Annotated in this window: 14 protein-coding genes; 11 read left to right on the forward strand and 3 right to left on the reverse strand. The window is 62.6% G+C overall.

The window, feature by feature from the left end; all coding sequences use genetic code 11:
* Positions 1-99: 99 nt before the first annotated feature.
* From peaA to qhpE, 7 genes are read left to right on the forward strand one after another with little or no spacing between them, the layout of a single operon-like run.
* The gene (gene peaA / locus GGR44_RS02350; protein WP_183953815.1) at positions 100-1917 is read left to right on the forward strand and encodes a quinohemoprotein amine dehydrogenase subunit alpha; all 1818 of its coding nucleotides are present in this window, start codon (positions 100-102) and stop codon (positions 1915-1917) included.
* Positions 1914-3380: a quinohemoprotein amine dehydrogenase maturation protein gene (peaB, locus tag GGR44_RS02355; RefSeq protein WP_246344273.1), complete on the forward strand. Its 1467-nt coding sequence runs from the start codon at positions 1914-1916 to the stop codon at positions 3378-3380. Before peaA ends, peaB begins: the two co-directional genes overlap by 4 nt.
* Positions 3377-3706, forward strand: a complete 330-nt coding sequence (gene qhpC, locus GGR44_RS02360) for a quinohemoprotein amine dehydrogenase subunit gamma (protein WP_183953816.1) — start codon at positions 3377-3379, stop codon at positions 3704-3706. The genes peaB and qhpC overlap by 4 nt, the downstream gene beginning before the upstream one ends.
* Positions 3707-3758: 52 nt before the next feature.
* A complete protein-coding gene (locus GGR44_RS02365; RefSeq protein WP_183953817.1) occupies positions 3759-4841 on the forward strand; it encodes a YncE family protein in 1083 nt (360 codons plus the stop codon).
* Positions 4838-5836, forward strand: a complete 999-nt coding sequence (locus GGR44_RS02370; RefSeq protein WP_183953818.1) for an FAD-dependent monooxygenase family protein — start codon at positions 4838-4840, stop codon at positions 5834-5836. Before GGR44_RS02365 ends, GGR44_RS02370 begins: the two co-directional genes overlap by 4 nt.
* A gap of 4 nt (positions 5837-5840) precedes the next feature.
* Positions 5841-7559 carry an ABC transporter ATP-binding protein gene (locus GGR44_RS02375; RefSeq protein WP_183953819.1) on the forward strand — a complete coding sequence of 573 codons (1719 nt, stop codon included), beginning with the start codon at positions 5841-5843 and terminating at the stop codon, positions 7557-7559.
* Positions 7559-8296, forward strand: a complete 738-nt coding sequence (gene qhpE / locus GGR44_RS02380; protein ID WP_183953820.1) for a subtilisin-like serine protease QhpE — start codon at positions 7559-7561, stop codon at positions 8294-8296. The genes GGR44_RS02375 and qhpE overlap by 1 nt, the downstream gene beginning before the upstream one ends.
* Before the next feature lie 72 nt (positions 8297-8368).
* Here the strand turns inward: qhpE and GGR44_RS02385 are convergent, their stop codons facing one another.
* Positions 8369-11089, reverse strand: a complete 2721-nt coding sequence (locus tag GGR44_RS02385; RefSeq protein ID WP_183953821.1) for a TonB-dependent receptor — start codon at positions 11087-11089, stop codon at positions 8369-8371.
* Between the two features lie 385 nt (positions 11090-11474).
* Here GGR44_RS02385 and GGR44_RS02390 point away from each other — a divergent pair, with 385 nt between their 5' ends.
* From GGR44_RS02390 to GGR44_RS02405, 4 genes are all read left to right on the forward strand, one after another.
* Positions 11475-13517 (forward strand): tetratricopeptide repeat-containing sulfotransferase family protein, encoded by a 2043-nt coding sequence (locus GGR44_RS02390; protein WP_183953822.1) that lies wholly within the window; start codon positions 11475-11477, stop codon positions 13515-13517.
* Positions 13518-14124: 607 nt separating this feature from the next.
* Positions 14125-15282 carry a glycosyltransferase gene (locus GGR44_RS02395; protein ID WP_183953823.1) on the forward strand — a complete coding sequence of 386 codons (1158 nt, stop codon included), beginning with the start codon at positions 14125-14127 and terminating at the stop codon, positions 15280-15282.
* Positions 15283-15470: 188 nt separating this feature from the next.
* Positions 15471-16469 (forward strand): hypothetical protein, encoded by a 999-nt coding sequence (locus GGR44_RS02400; RefSeq protein ID WP_183953824.1) that lies wholly within the window; start codon positions 15471-15473, stop codon positions 16467-16469.
* A gap of 9 nt (positions 16470-16478) precedes the next feature.
* Positions 16479-17402, forward strand: a complete 924-nt coding sequence (locus tag GGR44_RS02405; RefSeq protein ID WP_183953825.1) for a hypothetical protein — start codon at positions 16479-16481, stop codon at positions 17400-17402.
* Positions 17403-17536: 134 nt separating this feature from the next.
* Here the strand turns inward: GGR44_RS02405 and GGR44_RS02410 are convergent, their stop codons facing one another.
* Positions 17537-18355 carry an arginyltransferase gene (locus GGR44_RS02410; protein WP_183953826.1) on the reverse strand — a complete coding sequence of 273 codons (819 nt, stop codon included), beginning with the start codon at positions 18353-18355 and terminating at the stop codon, positions 17537-17539.
* Between the two features lie 146 nt (positions 18356-18501).
* Positions 18502-19749 (reverse strand): threonine ammonia-lyase, encoded by a 1248-nt coding sequence (locus GGR44_RS02415; RefSeq protein WP_183953827.1) that lies wholly within the window; start codon positions 19747-19749, stop codon positions 18502-18504.
* Positions 19750-19824: the final 75 nt, after the last annotated feature.

The raw sequence follows: 19824 nt of genomic DNA on the forward strand, positions 1-19824 counted from the left end.
CATTGTCCGACCGGGAATCCACGGTATTTCTGATCTTTTGGGGGCATTTCGATTATGACCGTCACGCAGCAGGATCATGGACTTTCCGATCGTGAGGGCATGACGGCGCCAGGCCGGAGCGTTGCCGCTTTCTGGCAAAGCGTGGCCGATCGCTGGCGCAACCTTGGCAAGCGCCGGTTGCTGGTCCTGCCCTTGTTGAGCGGCACCATATTGTCGGCCTCCATCGTCACGGCTCAGGTCGATCCCAACGCGTCGGAAGCGGGCAAAGACCCCACCGACTGGGCCGAAAAGGAAACCGGCATCCCGGTGACCGACGCCCTGACCACGGAAAAATGCGGATCGTGCCATGCGCCTGACGCCAAGGGCAATTTGTCGCGCATTTCCTGGATCCGCGCCACGCCCGAAGGCTGGGCGCAGACGATCAAGCGCATGGTCAAGCTGAACGGCCTGTCGATCACCGCCGAAGAGGCGAAATCGGTCATCAAATATCTCGGCACCTGGCATGGTCTGGCCCCCGAAGAGGCAAAGCCGGTCATGTATCTGGCCGAACGGCGGATTCAGGATGAAACCATCATCCCCAACGAACCGATGCGCGAAGCCTGCGCGACCTGCCACGCCTTTGCCCAGCCGCTGTCGTCGCGTCGCAGCCACCGCGAATGGGCGCTGCTCCAGAACATGCATGTCGCGCTCTATTCGCAGGCGGAGGCGGAGTTCAACCGCCCGGTCGACGATCCTTCGGCCCCGCCGCCGCCCCGCGGCGATCAACCGGTCAAGAAGCCGACCCACGCCAAATTCGCGCTCGACTGGCTGAGCAAGGAAGTCCCGCTCAACAGCGCCGCCTGGACCGCATGGCGTCCGCGCATCGGCGCGCCGCGTCTGTCGGGCAAATGGATCGTCACCGCCAGCCAGCGCGGCCATGGCCGCATGATCGGAACCATGACGATCACGCCCGCTGGCGACGATTTCACCACCTCCACCACGCTGCGCTCGCTCGACAGCGGCGCGACGCTGACGCGATCGGGCAAGGGGCTGGTCTATGCGGGCTATAGCTGGCGCGGCACATCGACGCCCGCCGGGCCCGTCGCCCGCCCTGACGACATGGCCAGCGGCCTGCGCGAAACCATGTATTTCGCGCCCGGCCAGAACAGCGCCGAAGGTCGCTGGTATTGGGGCGAATATCATGAATTCGGCCTCGACGTGAAAATGGTCCGCGCGACCGGAGCACCGGTGATCGCCGCCGTGTCACCCGAAGCCCTGCCGACTGGCGCAAAGGGCGTGGAAGTGCGCATTTATGGCGACGCGCTGCCCGCCAGCCTTACCCCCGCCGAAGTCGACTTTGGCAGCGGCGTCACGGTCCGCAAGCTGACGGCGGTATCTTCGGCCGAGCTGGTCGCGACGGTCGACGTCGCCGCCAATGCCATCGCGGGCCGGCACGATGTCGCGGTTGGCGGCGTGGTGCTGGAAAAGGCGCTGCCGGTCTATGCCTCCATCGACTATCTGAAGGTGACGCCCGAAACCGCGCTCACCCATCTGGGCGGCATCAAATATGGCAAGGGCTATGAACAGTTCGAAGCCATCGCCTGGTCCAGCGGCCCCGATGGCAAGCCGCGCACCGACGACGATTTCCCGGTAATGACGGCCCCGTCGACCTGGGCGATGAAGGAATTTGCGACCGTCACCTATGATGACGACATCAGATATGTCGGCACGCTGGACGTCTCCGGTTTCTTTACCCCTAATGTCGAAGGCCCCAATCCCGAACGCAAGTTCAGCCGCAACAATTATGGCGAAGTCTGGGTCGTCGCCACCGCCAGGGCGCTGAAGGACAAGCAGGGCAAGCCGCTCACCGCACAGGCCTATCTCGTCACCACCGTCCCCGCCTATAAACGCTGGGACCAGCCGGAGGTCGGCCAATGACAAGCATGACAGCCCTGACATCGGGCCACTATCGCCGTGGCGAGATGCACGAATTTCAGGCGGCGGATCAGCCCTTCGTCTATCTGGTGTCGGCCGGCGCGATTTTCGCCCTGGATGAAGGCGCGCATGCGGTGCTTCGTCGGCTGGAACATGAGCAACTCTCTCATGCCGACCTTGTGCAGGCGCTGCTCGATACAGGTTATGACCGGACGGACGCTGAAGACCTGATCCGCGAATTGCTGTTCGTCAACGGCATCGTGTCCGACGCGGTGCGCCCGGCCATCGCGCTGGCGCCGCAGACGCCGCCCGCCGATTTTCCTTTGCAGGCGCTGGTGCTCAACATCACCAACCAGTGCAACCTCGCCTGCACCTATTGCTACGAGTTCGGCGACGACAAGATCGCCACGCCACGGGGCAAACCCAAATATATGTCCCTGGAAACCGCCAGGGCCTCGGTCGATTTCCTGCTGGAGAAATCGGCCGGCGCGAATGGCGCGCACATCACCTTCTTCGGCGGTGAAACGCTGATGAATTTCAAACTGTTGCGCGATGTTGTTCTATACGCGCGCGAACAGGCCGGAGCCAAGGGTCGCACCATCGGGTTCAGCCTGACCACCAACGCCACCCTGCTCACCGATGAAATTATCGCCTTCCTGTCGGAACAGGAAATCGGCGTCACCGTCAGCATGGACGGGCCGCCGGACCTTCAGGACAAGAGGCGCGTCTACAAATCGGGCAAGGGCAGCTATGCGGTCATCGAACCGCGCCTGCGCAAGCTGATCGCGCAGCACCGCACCCGCGCCATCACCGCGCGCGTGACGCTGACCGACGGCGTGACCGACGTCATCCGCATCTATCGCCATCTGAAGGACGATCTGGGCTTTCACGAAGTCGGCTTCGCCCCGGTCACCAATTCGGGCGAGCGCGACTATATGATCGACGACAGCGGCATGGATGACGTGCTGGCCCAGTTTCATGAATTGGCCGACGAATGGCTGGAACATGCGCTGCGCGGCCAGATGCACGGTTTTTCCAATGTCAGCGAAACCATCGGCGAACTGATCCAGGGCGTCAACAAATCGCACCCCTGCGGCGCGGGCCTCGGCCTGCTGGGCGTCAGTCCTTCGGGCGACCTGTCGCCCTGTCACCGTTTCACCGACGCCGACACCCACACGCTCGGCCATATTTCGATCGGCATCGATCAAGACAAGCGGCAGGATTTCCTCTCCCGCGGCCATGTCAGCGCCAAATATGAATGCCAAAGCTGCTGGGCGCGGCCGCTCTGCGCGGGCGGATGCCACCATGAAGCGTTCGTGCGCTATGGCGACACCGGCCACGCCAATCTCCATTATTGCGACTGGATCCGCCAATGGACCGACACCTGCCTGCGCATCTATGGCGCGGTCAGCGTGCAGAACCCCGAATTTCTGGAACGCTTCGCAGCACGAAAGGGCCTGTCATGAAGCATCTTCGCCCCGTCAACAAAAAGGCGGACCGCATCGTCCAGACCGCCGCGCTCATGGAAGAAGATGTCGTCGCGCTGCAGCAGCAGCCACGCCCCCATGTGCCCATGGGCTGCACCCTGTCCTTCTCGCCCGGTTGGGAAGTCGATGCGGGCGGCGGCACGGCGGGCCTGTGCCAGCCGGTCGAACGCGACATTTACGACTGTTACGTCACCTGCTTCTGGCCGGTTCAGGTCGCCGACCATGTGAACTATTCGTCCGACTGGGCCGCCAATTGCGCCGTCGCGACCAAGGACTGGCGCAATCTGGACCTGGTATTCCCCTGATCCATCTCTCCGCGCCACGCCCGATGCCCCTCTTGCGAAAAGAGACCGCCGCATGAAGCCGTTCCGCCTTGCCCTTGCCGCTCTCCTGTCCGCTTGCGCAGCGGCGGCCTCCGCCTCCACCATCGTTCTGGGCGGCTATCCCGACCAGATCCAGTTTGTCGACGATACCGATGGTTCGGTCGACGAGCGGGTCACGCTGGCCAGCGGTCTGCCCACCAACCTGCAAATGTCGGCCGACGGCAAGCGCATCTATGTCACCACCCTGACCCAGAGCGGCATAGAGGTGCTGGATGCGGCCACGCGCAAGGTCATCAACAGCATCAGCCTGAACAGCGGGACAACGCGCTACCGCTTCACAGGCGGCGTCCCCGATCCCACCGGCCGTTATTTCTACATCATGGGCATCCGGATGGACAAGGAGATCGACAGCTACCGTATCAGCAAGCCGCGCTTCATGGTCGTCGACCTCAAGACCAAACAGATCGTCCGCTCCGTCGACGTCGACCCGCAGGATGAAGGGCCGGGCTATCGCACCCGCATGGCCATCTCCCCCGATGGCAAAACGCTCTATATCTTCCAGAAGAAGGTGCTGATCGTCGACACGAGCAATTTCAAGGTGGTCGATCGCATTGACCTCGCCAAACCCGACTTTCCGGGCATGATGGATGTCGGCATCGGCGGCAGCCTGGAAACGCTGCACACGCCCGGGCAATATATCTCGCTGTTCAACTCGCAAGACCCCTATGTCCATAACAAGGTGTTCGGCATCGCGCGTTTCGACCTGTCCGCGCGCAGCTTCACCTTCGCGCCCATCGGCCCCGCGCCCGCCAACATGGCCGGGTTGCAGGTGACGCCGGACGGGAAGGACGGTTACACCGTTGCGGTCAATGGCGACCTGGGCAGCCAGCGTTGCGAATTCTGGCATTTCGACCTCACCACCAACGCCGCGCTGGACAAGGCCGAGTTTCCGTGTCGCCGCCGCTTCTATTTCAGCATGTCGCGCGACGGCAAGAAGCTCTATATCTACGGCGCCGGTTTCGATATCGCCGTTTACGACGCCAAGACTCTGAAGTTGGAGCAGGATTGGGAACTGACCAACGACATCACCATGGCGGGCCTGCTGACCCTTCCATGACCTTGCCCTGGGGCGTAACGATCACCGGCGGTGGGGTGGCCGCCGCCTGTTGCGCCCACCGCCTGCGCATGGCGGGCATGAAGGCGCATTTTGTCGCCCGATCCGCGCCCGGCGTTCCCGCGATCATGCTGAGCGACGCGGCGCGGGCGCTGCTGCGCGATTGCCTCGATCAGCCCTTGCTGTTTGCGGACAATGCCCGCATCGCCCGGCGGATCGTCGCCTGGGGCGGGCAACCGCCGGTAACGCTCGCCCATCATGCCGTCATGCTCGGGCGCAACGACCTCGCCTTCGCGCGCCGGGACGATGATGATGGCGGCCCTGCGCCCTTCTTCACCATCCATGCCGCCCGTCCGGCGCCTGAAATGCAACCCCGGCGGTTCGGCGACCGCACGGGCCATACCGCGCCCGCCCGGCTGCTGATCGCGCAGGATGCCGACGCCTGCTGGGTCGAATCGGTCGAACAGGGCTGGCTGTTCCTGATCCCGGCGGGCGAGGCCACAGCCTGGCTGCTGGGCGTCGGCCAGCCGCTTGAAACGCTGCTCGACCAAAGCCGGCATATCCGGCCCCGCATGGCACTGACAGGCCCTGCGACCAGCTTTGACACCACCCCCCGCATGCTCCGCGCGATGACCGGCCCGGACTGGATCGCCTGCGGGTCGTCCGCCATGGCGTTCGACCCGATTTGCGGCGACGGCACGGCGCTGGCGGCGCGTCAGGCGATATTGGCGTCCGCCATCCTCGTCGCCATGGCGCAGGGCGAGGATGCGGAACCGCTGCTCGCCCATTATCGGGCGATGATGGTCGCCGCCATGCGCCGGCACCTGCGCCTGTCGTCGCAATTTTACGAAAGCGGCGGCGATGGCCCATGGTGGCGGGCGCAACAGGCGGCGATTGCGGATGGCTTTGCCGCCTGCACCGCCCGGCTGGAACGCGAACCGCCGCCCCGCTATGCGCTGGAGGGCTTCCGCCTCGTCCCCCGCGACCTGGCCGCCTGACGCCATGACGCCGCCGCCTCCCGCGCCGCCCGCCCCGATTGCCGACTGGCGCAGCTATCGCCGCCTGCTGCCCTATCTGCGCCCCTATTACCGGCCGCTGGCGCTGGTTCTGCTTATCAGCCTGACCGCCACGGCGCTCAGCCTGACGCAGCCCTATCTGTCGAAACTGATGATCGACCACGCCCTGCTGCGCGGCGACATGGGGGCGTTGGTGGAGATTGCCGGTGCGATGATCCTCGTTTCGCTCGGCGGCTTCGCGCTCAACATGCTCGCCAGCTATCGCTATGTCGCAACTTCGGCGGCGATGCTGTTCGATATTCGCGCATCCCTGCTGCGTCACCTCCAGACGCTCTCGCCCCGTTTCTACGCCGGTTTCCGGCTGGGCGACCTGATGTCGCGGCTGAACAGCGACGTCAGCGACATTCAGCGTGTGACCGCCGATTCCCTGCTGTCGGTGCTCAGCAACGTGCTGATGCTGGCGGGGTGCGTGGTCATGATGTTGTGGCTCGATCCGCTGATGTTCCTGATCGGGGTCGTCGTCATACCCCTGTGCATCCTGCTGTTCCTGCATTTCCAGCGGCGGCTGACGCTGCTCACCCGGGACATGCGCGAACGGGGCGCTGACCTCGGCAGCCTGCTGGTCGATACCGTCATGGGAATGCGCACTGTCGCCTCGCTGCGCGCCGAAACCCATGAACTGAGCCGCTTCCGCACGCGCAACGACGCCTTCGTGTCCTCCATGCTGAAGATGCAGTTGACCTCCTTCATGGCGGGCGCCCTGCCCGGCACATTGCTGACCGCCTCCTCCTCCGCCGTCATCCTCTATGGCGGCGCACAGATTTTCGCGGGCAAGATGACGATCGGCACCCTGGTCGCCTTCATGACCTATCAGTCGCGGCTGTTTTCGCCTATTCAGGTGCTGATGGGGCTGGTCTCCGGCCTTGCTTCCGCCCGCGTGTCGCTGGCGCGAATCTTCGCCCTGTTCGACACCCCGCCGGATGTGGCCGAGCGCGCCGACGCCCTGCCGATTGGCCCGGTCGGACATGGGCTGCGCTTTGAGCGCGTGTCTTTCAGCCATGATCGCCGACCGCTGCTGGTCGACGCAGACCTGTTCATTCCGGCGGGCGCCTTTTGCGCGATATTGGGGCCGAGCGGCATCGGCAAATCGAGCATGGCCGACCTGATCGTCCGTTATCTGGACCCTGACGCCGGCCATATTCTGATCGACGGCATCGACCTGCGCGACATCCGCCTGGACGCTTTGCGGCGCGAGGTCATTCTGGTCGATCAGACGCCCCATTTGTTCAACGACAGCCTGGCCGCCAACATCGCCTTTGCATGGCCCGGCGCCACGGACGGGGACATTGCGCGCGCCGCAGCGTTGGCGGGCCTGCAACCGCTGATCGACCGCCTGCCCGAAGGATTGAACACCCCCACCGGCGAACGCGGCCTCGCCCTCTCCGTCGGGGAACGCCACCGAGTCGCGCTGGCCCGCGCATTGCTGCGACACCCTTCTGTCATCATCCTGGACGAACCGACCGCCGCACTGGACAGCGACACCGAAAGGCTGGTCGCATATGGGCTGCGGCAGGCGCTGCCCGACGCCACCATCATCGTCATCACCCACAAGCCTGCGCTCGCCGACATGGCGGATATGGTCATCACGCTGGGCGAAGGGGCGCTCGCCGTCACTCACCCCCGCAAACCGGCTCTACCCGCCTGATGCGGGACGAGGATAATGGGCCATTACCCGGCCTGACCGGCAAGGGCGCGCGCATCGCGATCATCGACAGCGGCGTGCATGTCGGCCACGACCATATCCGGGCCGAACGGATCGCAGACGGCGTCGCCATCGCCGGCGACGGCAGCATTGAGGGAGGCGGCGAGGCCAGCATCGACCGGCTGGGTCATGGCACGGCCGTGACCGCCGCCATTCAGGAGATAGCGCCCGATGCGCTCTGCCTGCCGGTGCGGGTATTCCATGCCAGCCTGAAAACCACCGGCCTTGCGCTGATCCGCGCGATCGAATGGGCGGTGGATCAACGGGTGGACATCATCAACCTCAGCCTCGGCAGCACCAATGCGGCGCACCGCGATGCCTTTGCACAGGCGGCGCAGCGCGCGCTTCAGGCGGGCGTCGCCATTGTCGCCGCCCATGACGTCGATGGCGCGCCCTGCCTGCCGGGCGCGATTCCCGGGGTGATCGGCGTGGGGCTTGACTGGGATCGTCCCCGCGCGACCTTTGGCCTGTCGGGCGATGGCGAACATTTTCTCGCGTCCGGCTATCCCCGCCCCATCCCCGGCGTGCCGCCGCGCCGCAACCTTTACGGGATCAGCTTCGCGACCGCACAAATGTCGGGCTTTGCCGCCCGCGCGCTGGAGGCGATGGTCGACGACGCAACCGGTCCCGCCCGGGTCGAAGCCCTGCGCGCGATCCTTCTCGCCGCCCTTTCCCGCTGATCGCAACGCCCGAAGGAAAACGCCCGCCACGCAAGGGACGTGGCGGGCGCAGTCGGCATGCTCAGCTTCGGATCAGAATTTCTGGCCGAAACGCATACCGAAAAATTGCGGCTTGATCGTGAAAGTGCGTGACGAACCCGAACAGAAATCGATCGAGCAGAAGGTGTTCCTGGTCAGTTGCCCACGCTTGTCGAACGCGTTCTGGATGAATAAGCTCAGGCTCCAGCTATCCTTCTTCAGTCCGCCGGAAAAATCGAAGCTGACAAAGCCCTTCGTGCTGCCCAGCAGCGCATTGTTGTCGACGTTCAGGTCTTGCGTGGCCCCGGTCTGGTAAAGCGCCGCGCCCTGCAGGAAAGCATCGAGGCTGCCAAGTTCCGTATCGTAACGGATCGAGGTTGTCCCCTTGAACCGGGGCTGGCGCGGCAGCCGGGTGCCGTTCGCGGCGGCGACCTGCGGCGTCGGCGGGCTGGACCCTTCGACATCCTCGCCCAGGGTACAGCTCGACAATTGGGAAATTGTCGACGTCGTCCTGTCCAGCGCGAAGTTGCAGAAATTGCCCTTCAGCTTGCCGTCATTAAAGGCGCCGGAGGAGGATATCGTGATTTTGCCCAGCTTGAGCTTGGCGTCATATTCGATGCCCTTGACCTCGGCCTTGCCCGCATTGCCCGTCATGCCCGCGCCCTGCGCACCGGACACGACCACGCCATATTGGATGTTGTTCCATTTCTCGAGATAGACGGAGGCGTTGAAGCGGAAGATGCCGCCCCAGGTCGTTTTCATGCCCAGTTCGAAGTTGGTCAGCGTCTCCGACTGGAACGGCGCCACGTCCACAGGGCCGAAGTTGCGGATGCGCAGCGGTCGGTTGAACCCGCCGGGGCGGAAACCGGTCGAATAATTGGCATAGACCATCTTGTCGGGCGTGATCTGCCAATCGAGCGCAATCTTGTGCGTTTCACCATCTTCCTTGTAGCGGCCGGTCTGGTCCGCGGCGCGGAAGTTGGTGTTGAGGCACTGGAGCCGTTCTGCGGGCAGTGGCGTCGGGCATCCCATGGTGCCGGTCGGGACATAATAGGATGTGACCTGATTGGCCGCCGATGCCGCCACGCCGGCAAAGCCCTTCACCGCATAATCGGTCCAGAAATAACGGATGCCACCGGTGATCTTGATGCTTGGCGTGATATTATAGTGGCCCTCGGCAAAGATCGCCTTGTCATGGTAGAGCTGGTTCTGCTCGACGAAGTAGAATGCGTCGCCCTTCACCGCCGGGGTTCCATAGATCATCGTACCCAGCGGGTTGCCGTTGGGATTGATGACGTCGCCGGTGTCGAAATAGGGGTTGCCTTCATCGTCATAGGCAATGCCGTACATGGCCGGCACGCCGATCAAGCCATCGGGAACATCGCCCCCGCCCGTCGCCGTGTAGCCGGTGATCGTATCCAGACCACGAATGGCGTAGCTGGTGTTGCTCTCATTCTTCTGGCGTTGATAGAAGCCGCCGACCGTCACGTCGAACGGCCATTCACTGGGCGTTTTGATCCGCAATTCCTGCGTGAATTTGTTGCGGTGCCAATCGGCATGATAAAATTGGGTCGGGTCGATCATTTCACATTGCTGGCTGGCGCCCGAACCCGTGCAATTGTCGAAGAACTGCAGATAGCTCTCATAACCGGCGCCGAAGCCGTCATAGGTCACCGTGTAATAGGTGTAGTCGTTCAGCGTCTTCGTGCGCCGCTTGAAATAGCCGGTCGCGGAAACGACCTCCCAGTCGCCGATATGGCCATGAATGCTCAGCGCCGCCTGATACCAGCGGTCGTCATTCCGGGTCTTGTCATAATCATGGACCTCCAGGTCGCCAACGCGATGATCATAACCGAAATAACCATTGGCGATCTGACGCTGGCCGGTGAATTGCGGCGTGATTTCCCAGCCATCCGCAGGCTGCCACAAAATCTGGATGCGACCGCCAAATTCCTTGATGCTGTTATAGTCGTCCTTTGCGATGTCGCTATTGTCCAGCGCGAAACTGGTGTTGGGATTGTTATCGCCCAGAGTGTAAACGGCCGGAGCACCATTGTTCAGCAGGCCGTTATTGGGCACATTGTCGATATAACCGCCATCGCGCCTGTAATAGCCCATGACGCGCAGCGCCAGCGTGTCGCCCTGCGGTATGTTGATATAGGATTCGAGCTGGCCGCCAAAATCGCCCTTGCCATATTTATTGGCCTCGACGTCATAACCGAATTCGAACGCATCCAGCTTGGGCTTGTTGGTGATGAGGCGAATGGTGCCCGCCAGCGACCCCGCGCCATAGAGCGTCCCCTGCGGCCCGGAGAGCGCCTCGATGCGCTCCAGGTCATAGGCGTGAATATCGGGCACTTCGGTGCCGGTGATCGGGATGTCATCAAGATAAAAGCCGACCGAGGCATAGGCGCCGCCAGCCGGAACGATGCCGCGGAAGAAGGCGGTGTTGCGGCCGGGGCCGATCCCCTCGAACGAGACAGACGGCAGCAGGGCGGCGAAATCGCTCAGCCCCTTGACCTGACGTTCGCCCAGCGTCTCCGCGCCCAGCGCCAGCATCGAAATCGGCACATTCTGGATGCTTTCGGGGCGGCGTGTGGCGGTCACGACGATGTCGCCAAGCCCCTCTTCCGCGCCGGCCTCCTCCGCTGGAGCCGCCGCGCTGGCGGGCTCGGCCGCGCGGGCCGGGCCGGTGGCGCCCAGACCGGCGATGATGGTCGATGAGCTTAGCAGAATGAGAGATCGCCTTGCGAGCGAACGGTGCGACAATTTCATCAATAACCCCCCTTGTTCTGATGCCGAAGCGGCCTTTCCGAACGCCCTCCCCCGAAGGCTGGGATGGTCGTTGCTCTTTATTTTGCGGGCGCGACAAAGGGCTTACCCGCACAAGGCCATGCGCGTGGCTCGCGCTTGCTGGCCGGGCAATCGACACAAACGCAATATGACCTGAATCGGTCATTTATATTCATAAAAACAAGGGCTTATGAAGGATAAGCCGAATCTAGAACATATGTCCGAATTCGGATCATGCCAGCGAATCAACGGTTGTCAATATCATTGTTGCAGTGCAGAACATGACCAACCCTGTCGTGGAGCCCAAGGTTGAAGAACAGCGCCTTTCGCCTGCTTTCCATTCCCGGAAATACCGGCGCCTCGCACCATGGATAATCATGGCATGGCGACCGGCGCTTCCCTCGCCCAATCCCTGATGAAGGCGGCGGGATTGCTGGAATCCGATGCGCCCGCCGCCCTGCGACTGGCCCGCACCATCCTGAAAACGGCGCCCGGCCACCCCCATGCCCGAATGATCGAAGGGCAGGCCTTGCGCAGGACCGGCGACCTTGGCGCCGCGCTTGCGCTGCTGGCCGGACTGGCGCGGGATCAGCCGCGCGTGCCCGCCGTCTGGTGGGAACTGGCTCAGGTGGCGAGCGAGGCGGGCGACTGCCAGCAGGCCGCCAACGCCCTCATCCACCTGACCCGGCAACAGCCGGCCGTCGCTGACGGCTGGTTTCTGCTGGGCCGCGAACTGCGCAGGCTCGGGCGCGAGGAAGAGGCATGGCGCGCCGACCTGTCCGGCGTCCACGCCTCGTCCCGCGATCCCGATCTGCTGAAGGCGGCGGTCGAAATGAACGAAGGCCGGATGGACGAGGCCGAAGCGCTGCTGTCCGCGCGATTGCATCGCAAGCCCGACGACCCGCCCGCCATCCGCCTGCTTGGCGAAATTTACTGGCGTCGCGGCGACATTTCGGACGCGCTCACCCTGGTCGAGCAGGCGGTGGACCTGGCCCCGGGTTTCGACATGGCCCGCGATTTTCTGGTCCGGCTGCTTTTGCAGAGCGGCAAACTGCCCGAAGCCATGCGCCATGCGGACATTCTGTCGCATTCGCCCGTCGGCAATCCCGGCCACGCCCTGTTGCGCGCTTCCGTCCTCGTGCGCCTGGGCGACCAGCAGCAGGCCAGCGACATTTATCGCCGGTTGCTCGATCAACAGCCCGCGCAACCGCAGATCTGGCAAAATCTCGGCCATGCGCTCAAGACCCTGGGCAAACAGGCCGACGCCGTCCACGCCTATCGGCAGGCGGTGCATTATCAGCCGACCATGGGCGAGGCATGGTGGAGCCTCGCCAACCTGAAAACCGTCAGGCTCGACAGCGCCGATATCGCCACGATGGAACAGGCGCTGACGTCGCTGACCGCCAACGCGCCCGACCGGCAGGAGGATATTTTCCACCTGCATTTCTCGCTGGGCAAGGCGCTGGAGGACGCAAGGGACTATGCCGCATCCTTCCGGCATTACGACCTTGGCAATCGCCTGCGCCGGGCCATGGTGCGACACGACGCCGACGTTTTTTCCGCCGAGGTCAGGGCGACCGCCGCCTGTTTCACCGCGCCGTTCATCGCCAGCATGGGCGATGGCGGGTGCCCGGCGCCCGACCCCATCTTCATCGTCGGCCTGCCGCGCGCCGGCTCGACCCTCATCGAACAGATACTGGCCAGCCATAGTCAGGTGGAAGGCACGATGGAACTGCCCGACATGATGATGATCGCCAGCCGCCTTCAGGCGCGGGTGGACGATGGCGAATTTGCCGATTTCGCCGCCATCATAGCCTCACTGACACCGGCGGACCGGCTGCGGCTGGGCGAGGAGTATCTGGAGCGCACCCGCATCCATCGACATAGCGACCGCCCCCGCTTTGTCGACAAAATGCCCAACAACTGGCAGCATGTCGGCCTGATCCGGCTGATCCTGCCCAATGCGAAAATCGTCGATGCCCGGCGGCATCCCCTGTCCTGCTGTTTTTCGGGCTGGAAACAGCATTTTGCGCGGGGCCAGACCTTTTCCTACGACCTTGCCGACATCGGACGCTATTACAGCGACTATGCCGCCCTGATGGCCGCCTATGACGCGGCCGCGCCCGGCGCCGTGCACCGCATATTTTATGAAGCCATGGTCAGCGATACCGAGCGGGAGGTGCGCCGGCTTCTCGATTATCTCGGCCTGCCCTTCGAACCGGCATGTCTGGAATTCTACAAAAATGACCGGGCCGTGCGCACCGCCAGCTCCGAACAGGTGCGCCAGCCCATCTTCACCCAGGGCATGGACCAGTGGCGCCATTATGATCCATGGCTGATGCCGCTACGGCAGGCTTTGGGGGGCCTTGTTTCCACCTATCCGGGCCGCGAGCGGGATGACCCCATTTGACCGCGTGCCGACCCATCGCGCGTGACGATCCCGCGATCGGCTCTCTCCCGCCGATAGTCGGCTGTCGCGAAAATGGGGCGGATTACCGAACCGGGACAGTTCAGCCCCTCGGGCCCAGCCATCTGCGCATCGCCGCGCGCCACCGGGCCGCGCCAGGGAGGCTTCCTTATTCATTTGAAATTATTGTGCATTTGCCGGTTGGGGCTGCGATCGATAATGGCCCGATCACGGCATGGCGCAACCAATAGGTTTCGTTTCGCTACCGCACAAATATTCCATCACGCGCGGTTGAACTGCCCGACGAGATATGCTTGTTACAAAGCATTGGAGATTCGAACGAATAGTGAAAAATCTTCGATGCGGGGATGATGCAAGCCAGGGGGAATGTGACAGTTTTGATGCTGCCAATCACTTGGCTGGAATGTCGCCTTGCTGACCGGCGAAAGTTGCAGGCGGTTTCGGCCGCTGCGCCTTGCGCATCGCGTATATTTATCGGCTCGCCTGCGGCTATTGACCCACTCGAAACATATCGGCGACTGAAATTGGCGGCGCACTGGCTTGCCGCCCTCACCAGATCAACATCGTTCGGGACTATTCGATGAATTCGATGAAGAAAATCACGCTGGTTACCGACATTGCTTTCTGGAGCAATTCATATGGCAGCCATATGCGCATTCAGAATCTGGTGCGGTTTCTGGCGCAACATAATGATCTGACCGTTTTCTTCCTGAAGTCCCTGCCCGGCAACATCAGGGTGCAATTGAACCAGGTCGCGCTGGGCCATATCAAAATGGTCAGTTACAAGCAATATTCAGGTCGCCGGATCCGGTTCCACAAGCGCGTTTCCAACCGCGAATTCTTCAAGAAATTTCCAGCGCCCGACGATTTCGTCTCTTCGTTCAAGGCTTTTTTAAGCGAGAATAAGAGCGAGGCGGTGATCCTCGAATATATTCGCCTGGCTTATCTGCTCGATGGCTGCCCGTCGTCGGTCACCACCATTCTCGACATGCACGATGTCATGTCGGCCCGCACCGTCAGCCTGCGCCGCGCGGGGCTGAAGGCCGGGATCGAGATCAGCCATTCCGACGAACGCGACCTGCTCAACCGCTTCGATCGCGTGATGGCGATCAGCCGGGCGGACGTCAGCACGCTCAAAAGCTATGTGCACGACAACAAGGTCATCTACACCCCGCACTCGGTTCATGTCACCGCCAAGGATGGCAAGCCGATCGGCGACGGCAAGCGGCTGCTGTTTGTCGGCGCCAATTCAGCCCCGAATATCGAGGGACTGCGCTGGTTCCTGGACCAGGTGTGGCCAATGCTGATCGAGGACGGCTACATCCTCGATGTCGTAGGGCATGTCGGCAGTTCCTTCCCGAAAGTGCCCGACGGTGTGGTCAAACATGGCCAGCAGGACGATATGGGCTGGTTCCTGCGCCACGCGGACATCGCCATCAACCCGGTGTTCGTGGGCGGCGGCATCAAGATCAAATGCATCGACACATTGGCGGCAGGCCTGCCCTGCATCACCACGGTGGAAGGCGCAGCCGGCCTGGAAGGGGCGCTCGGCGCCGGTCTGGTCGTCGCCAACAGCCGGCTGGAATTTCTGGGCGCCATCCGCCATTTCGCGGCCAGCGCGGACGCCCGCAGGGTCGCCGCCCGTCTGGCTCCCCGGTTCATCGACAATGAACTGGGCGAGAACGCGGCCTATTCGCCGCTTCAGCGATTTATCGAAACCGGAACGCAGGCGGCGGCATGGGCATGACCTATGCCGGATATGCGCCCGACGCCGCGATTCAAGCTTCAAGAGCAGGTTGATTGACCGTGACAAAGCCAAACATCAAAAGGGTCGTGTTTTCCGGCGACTTCCTGAGGCCAAATGCCGCAGGAACGCGGCCGACCCAGCATAACAATATCCGCTGGCTCCAGAACCTGCTGTCAGCGCCTTTGGCCATGGCCACGGGCCTCCCGCAATCGGTCATCTCCTGGGGCGTCGATTCCGTCGCTGATGGCGGACTGACCACTGCCGACGTGCGCGCTTATTACCGCCATTTCGGCCTTGACCTGTCGTTGCAGAGCTGGGCGCGCATCCACGACCTCCCTTCCCTGCCGCCGCACATAGAGGCGTTGATCGACAGCATGTTCGGCGACAGTCTGGTGGTCGGCTTCGAAATTCCCCCGTCGATCGAAAATTATCTGACGCGGCGCGGCATTCCGCTCATTTCGGCGACCATCCACCCGGTGCGCTTTCTCGACGATATTTTCCTGGCGATTCGGTCGAATATTCCGGCCATTCAGGAAAAGCTGTTCGGCTATCGCATCGACCAGAATTATATCCGCCTGATGGCCGGCATCCAGAGCGCGAGCGCCGCCCGCGCCCAGACTCTGGAGCTCAAGCCCAATTCGGCTCTGCTCATCATGCAGACCTGGTATGACCAGACCCAGATCCGCAACGGCGAATTCGTGTCGTGCGAATATTATCTCGATGAAATCGCCAGGATCGCCAGCGACCATAGCGAGCTGCTGGTGAAGGAGCACCCGCTTGCGCCCAATCCGGCGACGATGCTGATCCAAAGCGTTGTGCCCAATTTGCGGATGGTGACCGGCAACGCCTATGGCTTCCTGGCTTCGCCGGAAGTCACGAAGCTCGTCACCATGAGTTCGTCGGTGGGCGTCGAATCCCCCTATTTCGGCATTCCCAGCCATTTCCTGCTGCGCCAACCAATGGAGCAGCGCATAACCGAAACCGACCCGGTAGAGGGCTTCATTGGTATCGAGGATGCGTTCATGGCGCCGGATTTCTGGCGCAGCACGCTCGCCCCGATTGTCAGTGTCAGCGCCAAGGACAAGCTGACCGTGCCGCGCAAGCCCAATCGTCTGCGCATTGCGTTGCGCAGCTTCTGGAATTTCAATCAGATTGACACCGATATTCCCGTCGCGGAAAAGAAGTAGAGAGGCGTTATGATACCCGAAGACTCCGTCGACCAGAACACAGCCGACATCGAGTCCAGCGCAATGCTTGCCGCTGTGGCCGATGCATGGATCGATTTGAACCGTCCGACATCGGAAAGCGAATATCTTATGACCAATCTTGCCGAGCGTTATGAGAATATGCTGTTGCCGTTTGTGCCGCTCTATCTGGCGCAGGCTGACGGCCAGGGCATTTTCCTGCAACTGCTCATCAAGCAACTGGCGCGGGCGCAGGCTGATATTTTCGCTCTGAAATCGGCGGTTCTGGGCCGCGACCAACTGGTCCTGACCAAGGATTGGGATTATCGCGATCCGCTGCAGGCTTATTCGATCGCGCTGGGCGAAACGACGGAAATTTTCCGCGAATTCAGCTATGACAGCTTCATCCTGCCCATCGACGACAGCGTTCTCAGCCTTGGCTGGTACGACCTTGAAGAGTCGGGCGATACCAGCTGGCGCTGGTCGGGGCCCGGGATCAACAGTTCCCTACTGCTGCCGCGCATGTTTGATTGCAAGGTCCGCATCGATGCAAAGCTGGCCATTTTTGATCGGTCCTGCCTGCCCGAATCAGGGCTGATCTCCGTCAATAACGTGCCGGTCGACTATAGTTTCACGCTGGACGAAGGCAGCGACACCATCGGCGTCGTCAGCTTCGAAGTCGACCTGACCGGCAGCAATTCCGCCTTCTTCATGCTTGGCTTCCATGTAAAGGGCACCATGTCGCCGCAGGAGCGCGGCGACAATGACGACGCCCGGAAATTGGGCATCTGCCTGTTCAAGCTGGCTTTCTCGACGCTCGACGGCGATGCCGCCAAGCCCGTCCTTGGCAAGCTGGTCAAGCCTGCCGAGCCCGAAGCGCCGGTTGAAGAAGATGCGGCGGAAGCATCCGCGGCGGAAGAATCCGCGGGCGAATGACGCCATAAGGCGGGACGGCGCCGGCCGGGCGTCGTCGTTGCTTTGCGGCTGAACCATGGGCCATGCCATCAAAAGACCCGGCTTCCACAAGGAGCCGGGTCTTTTGATATTGGGCATGACTCCCGTCTTGCCCGCTATTTCCGGAAAATGCCCGCCAGTTCGACCGTCAGCGGCGGTTCATCGCGCAAAGTCGCTTCGCGGATCGCGCTGTTCTGCTCGTCGGGTTCAAAACGGGTCCAGCCGCCCCGGCCCAGCTTTTCGAGCGGGCGATAGCGGACTTTATATTGCATCCGCGGCGACCCCTCGACCCAGTAGCCCAGATAGACATAAGGCAGGCCCGCATCCCGCGCCCGCAGGATATGGTCCATGATGATATAGTTGCCCAGCCCCTTGCGCTCGGGCGATTCCGTATCGAAAAAGCTGTAGATCATCGACAGCCCGTCACCCTGCCGGTCGGTCAGGCAGGCGCCGACCAGACGGCCGGGGCGACCGCCCTCGCCACGCTCGCGATATTCGATCACGTTGGTTTCGACCGGGGTCTGCTCGACCATGTCGGCAAAATCCATCTCGTCCATTTCGGTCATGCCGCCGCCGGGGTGGCGCGCGCGCAGATAGCGTTGCAGCAGCGCGAACTGCTCCTCGGTCGACCAGGGTTTGCACGATGTGACGAGCAGATCCTCGTTCCGGCGGATCAGCCTGCGCTGCGTCGCATTGGGACGAAATTCGTCGGCCACCACGCGCACCGAAACACAGGCGGTGCATTCCATGCAGCTTGGACGGTAGGCGACATTCTGGCTGCGACGAAAACCGATACGACCCAGCGCATCGTTCAGTTCAGTCGCGTTGCCGCTCGACAATTCGGTGAACACCTTGCGCTCGCTGCGCCCGGGCAGATAGGGGCATGGCGATGGATTGGTGACGAAGAAACGGGGAAACCGAAAGGGTGCCGTCACGCGCCTGTCTCCCCGATAAAGGCTGAATCCCGCTGCATCATCGCGCGACTATGCCGCCCGCTCGCGCCCGTGAAAAGACCGTTTACCACGAAAGGTAACGCGACAGCAGAAAAGTCCGACCGGACGAGTCGCTGCCGCGTTTAATTTCAGGCCGATTCGATCAGCGACGTTTCATATCCTCCGTCGATCAGCGCGTCGATCAGGCGGGTGAGGTGCGCGCGATCGCGGGTTTCGCACTCGATCTCCGCCACCAGCCCCTTGGCGGGCAGCGATGTGAAAACGCGCTGGTGATAGACTTCGATGATGTTCACCTGCTGCTCGTCAAATATGCGCGCCACATGGAACAGCGACCCCGGCCGATCCTGCAACCGGATGCGCAGCCGCGCCAGCCGCCCCGACCGCGCCAGATCGCGCAGCAGCACATTGGCCAGCAGGCGCGTGTCGATATTGCCGCCGGTCAGCACCAGCCCGACATTGCGCCCGGCAAATTGCTCGCGATGGCTGAGCAGCGCGGCAAGCCCGGCCGCGCCCGCGCCCTCCACAACCGTCTTTTCGATTTGCAGCAGCAGGCTGACCGATTCCTCCAGCCGCCGCTCGCTGACCAGCAGCACATCGTCGGCCAGCCGCTCGACAAAGCGTCGGGTATGTTCGCCCGGCTGCTTGACCGCGATGCCCTCGGCCAGCGTATCGCCGTCGCACGCCAGGGTCTCGCCCTTGATATAATCATACATGGACGGATAAAGTTCGGCCTGCACGCCGATCAGGCGGATGTCGGGCTTCATCGCCCGCGCCGCCGTCGCCATGCCCGAAAACAGGCCGCCGCCACCGATCGGGATGATCAGCGTGTCGATGGCGGGCGCATCCTCCAGCATTTCGATGGCGACCGTGCCCTGCCCCGCCATGATCGCCGGTTCGTCGAACGGGTGGACGAAGGTCAGCCCCTGCTCGACCTCCAGCTCGCGGGCGCGGGCATAGGCATCGTCGAATTTCTCGCCATATTGCACCACGGTCGCGCCATGACCCTCGGTCTGCATGACCTTCACCGTGGGGGTGGTCGTGGGCATCACGATGGTCACGGGCACGCCCAGACGCTTGCCATGATAGGCCAGGCCCTGGGCATGGTTGCCCGCCGACGCGGCGATCACGCCCTTGGCCTTCGCCGCCTCGTCCAGTTGCAACAGCCGGTTGAGCGCGCCACGCTCCTTGTAGGCGGCGGTGAACTGAAGGTTTTCGAACTTCAGCCACACGTTACAGCCCAGCATAGTCGACAGCGTCTGGCTGATCAGCGTCGGCGTATGGACGATGGCGCCCGCAATGCGCAGCCGCGCCGCCAATATGTCGTCGACGGATATGGGCAGCGGCAGGCTGCTCTCGATCTTGCTGAGCGTGTTCATGGCGGCGGCACCTAGCGTAAATTTGGCGACGAAGAAACTGGCACTGGCGGAAAAGTGGCCCTATGGCGAAGGCTC

It is taken from the genome of Sphingobium fontiphilum (assembly GCF_014196635.1).
Classification (GTDB): Bacteria; Pseudomonadota; Alphaproteobacteria; order Sphingomonadales; family Sphingomonadaceae; genus Sphingobium; species Sphingobium fontiphilum.

Coding starts and splice junctions, on each gene's coding strand:
- peaA (WP_183953815.1), top strand. CDS start 100: ATGACGGCGCCAGGCCGGAGCGTTGCCGCTTTCTGGCAAAGCGTGGCC.
- peaB (WP_246344273.1), top strand. CDS start 1,914: ATGACAAGCATGACAGCCCTGACATCGGGCCACTATCGCCGTGGCGAG.
- qhpC (WP_183953816.1), top strand. CDS start 3,377: ATGAAGCATCTTCGCCCCGTCAACAAAAAGGCGGACCGCATCGTCCAG.
- GGR44_RS02365 (WP_183953817.1), top strand. CDS start 3,759: ATGAAGCCGTTCCGCCTTGCCCTTGCCGCTCTCCTGTCCGCTTGCGCA.
- GGR44_RS02370 (WP_183953818.1), top strand. CDS start 4,838: ATGACCTTGCCCTGGGGCGTAACGATCACCGGCGGTGGGGTGGCCGCC.
- GGR44_RS02375 (WP_183953819.1), top strand. CDS start 5,841: ATGACGCCGCCGCCTCCCGCGCCGCCCGCCCCGATTGCCGACTGGCGC.
- qhpE (WP_183953820.1), top strand. CDS start 7,559: ATGCGGGACGAGGATAATGGGCCATTACCCGGCCTGACCGGCAAGGGC.
- GGR44_RS02385 (WP_183953821.1), bottom strand. CDS start 11,089: ATGAAATTGTCGCACCGTTCGCTCGCAAGGCGATCTCTCATTCTGCTA.
- GGR44_RS02390 (WP_183953822.1), top strand. CDS start 11,475: ATGGATAATCATGGCATGGCGACCGGCGCTTCCCTCGCCCAATCCCTG.
- GGR44_RS02395 (WP_183953823.1), top strand. CDS start 14,125: ATGAAGAAAATCACGCTGGTTACCGACATTGCTTTCTGGAGCAATTCA.
- GGR44_RS02400 (WP_183953824.1), top strand. CDS start 15,471: ATGGCCACGGGCCTCCCGCAATCGGTCATCTCCTGGGGCGTCGATTCC.
- GGR44_RS02405 (WP_183953825.1), top strand. CDS start 16,479: ATGATACCCGAAGACTCCGTCGACCAGAACACAGCCGACATCGAGTCC.
- GGR44_RS02415 (WP_183953827.1), bottom strand. CDS start 19,749: ATGAACACGCTCAGCAAGATCGAGAGCAGCCTGCCGCTGCCCATATCC.